Below are 2020 nucleotides of genomic sequence, written 5' to 3'. Positions count from 1 at the left end.
ATCTGTACCCATATAGCCAAGGCCCGTCATTTCCCAAGCACTTGACGCTAACACCAACAAGCGCTCCCAGTGAGGCACTTGCAGGGTGGCTAGCTCTTTCCCTGTATCAGGATGGTGAGTGATGGGTTGGTCAAACTGAACGGCACGAACTGCGCGGCCTGTCGCGATATCGATCCCTACACCGACAGCGCCTTGGTGGAGGTTGGCTTTACCATCTGATGCCGCGGTAGAACAGCGCATCATCGCCATCACAGGGTAACCTTTAAATACGATAATACGTACGTCAGGTACACCTTCGTAGCTAAAACCATCAAAGCAGTCATCAAACTTAATCAGGTTTTCTACTACCGCGACATCGTTTTTGCCACCAAGTGAGAACAACCCCGCCAGTGCGTTACTGATGTGGCGCTCTACGTCTTCCTGATTAATAGTCGCCCCAGAAGGTTTAGTGTAGACGCCATTCTCATGTGATGTGATAACCAGAATACCTTTACCACCACTACCTTGTGCCGGCTTAATCACAAACCCCGGCCAGTTCTTGACCATCTTGTGAATGGTTTTAACTTCAGCTTGGTTGCTGATCACACCAATAAGCTCAGGCGTGGTAGCACCATGTTGCTGCGCAATGATCTTGGTTTTAAGTTTGTCATCAACCAAAGGATACTTTGAGCGGTCATTGTAGCGCCCAATGTAACTATGGTTGCGCTGGTTCATACCCATAATGCCTTTGTGGCGTAATTTACCAGCGGAAGTGAATTGCGAAGTTAAACGTGAAAGCATGTTTAGTCCTCCGCAAGTGGTTTAAAGCGTCGCAGCTCTGTTAGTCGGTAACCTGTGTACGTACCCAGTAAAAGAATAGCGCCCATAACGATCAACTGCAGACCAATAAAGTTAAAGGTAAGGTGCTGAATGTATGAGTTAGTCATTGCTAAGTAAACCAGTACCGCCGTGAGTAGCGAGCCACCACCTTGTAGTATGACCTCTTTCGCCCCCTCTTCTTCCCATAGAATCGACATACGTTCTACGGTCCAAGACAGGATAATCATAGGGAAGAAGGTAATTGATAAGCCTTCTGTCAGCCCGATCTTAAACGCGACGACTGTAAACACAGAGATAATCATGATTACTGTGATAATGACGGCGGATATACGCGCCACCAACAGTAAGTTGAGTTTGGAGAGGTAACTTCGAATTACCAAGCCTGTGCCGACAATCAGTAAGAAGCCGACAATACCTGTTACTAACTGCGTTTGAACAAAGGCAACGGCGATCAGTACCGGCATAAATGTGCCTGATGTTTTAAGACCAATGATGACTCTAAGGAACACGACGATAAGCGCACCGATAGGAATCAGCATAATGGTCTTAAACATAGCTTGCTCTTCGAGAGGGAGGCTATGGATTGAGAAGTTGAGTAGGCCGTCAGCTTCAACCTTGTTCTGAGTTGCTAAAGATGGCGTAACATCTTTGGCGATCATTGAAAAATGAACTTGGCTGTTTTGACCGCCAATTAGATCAAGGAGTGAAACGTTCGACTCATCCCAAACTAGGATGTTTTCTTTAATCACTTGGTTCGCGCTACTTGGGTTAAATAGCATCCAGTTTTGACCATCCCATACTTGGTTCATATGCTGAATGGTTTGACGACGACGACCATCTTCTAACTCGATAACGCCAACCACTTTGCTCTGAACCTGCGCGTAAGCAAGGATTTTATCCACCGCATCAACTTTTGACATTCGGTTCAGAATCAATGAAGCGTTTTGGCTGTCGGAGTCGTTGAGCGATTTAATGAGCTCGCGAGTAAAAGTAATATCGTCAGCCGAGCGTTCGTTTGCTCGCTCAATTAGGGCTACTACGGCAGCTTCAACAGGGCCGTCAAAGGTAGGAGGAGTAATCTCATTGTTCGGAGCAATGGGGTCTCATATCTTCAAACGGAATCGGGCCGTAGAGCCGAATGGTCAGTTCGCAATGCATCTGGTCCTCAAACGATCTACTATAAAACTCAGTTCCTTGTTGA

At 46.7% G+C, this 2020-nt stretch carries 1 protein-coding gene and 2 pseudogenes; 1 reads left to right on the top strand and 2 read right to left on the bottom strand.

The window, feature by feature from the left end; genetic code table 11:
* Window positions 1–780, bottom strand: a 780-nt coding sequence (locus tag QTO00_RS18855; protein ID WP_331426126.1) for an alpha-L-glutamate ligase-like protein, incomplete at its 3' end; no start/stop codon positions are given.
* Window positions 781–782: 2 nt separating this feature from the next.
* Window positions 783–1916, bottom strand: a pseudogene (locus tag QTO00_RS18850) (UUP1 family membrane protein); the annotation flags it as partial.
* Between QTO00_RS18850 and QTO00_RS18845 the strand changes: the two are divergent.
* A pseudogene (locus QTO00_RS18845) lies at window positions 1917–2020 on the top strand (UUP1 family membrane protein); the annotation flags it as partial.

Origin of the sequence: Vibrio sp. M260118, assembly GCF_036533755.1 — a bacterium.
Classification (GTDB): domain Bacteria; phylum Pseudomonadota; class Gammaproteobacteria; order Enterobacterales; family Vibrionaceae; genus Vibrio.
The sequence above is the reverse complement of the archived record's forward strand: the minus strand, read 5'-3'. Positions and strand labels throughout refer to the sequence as shown.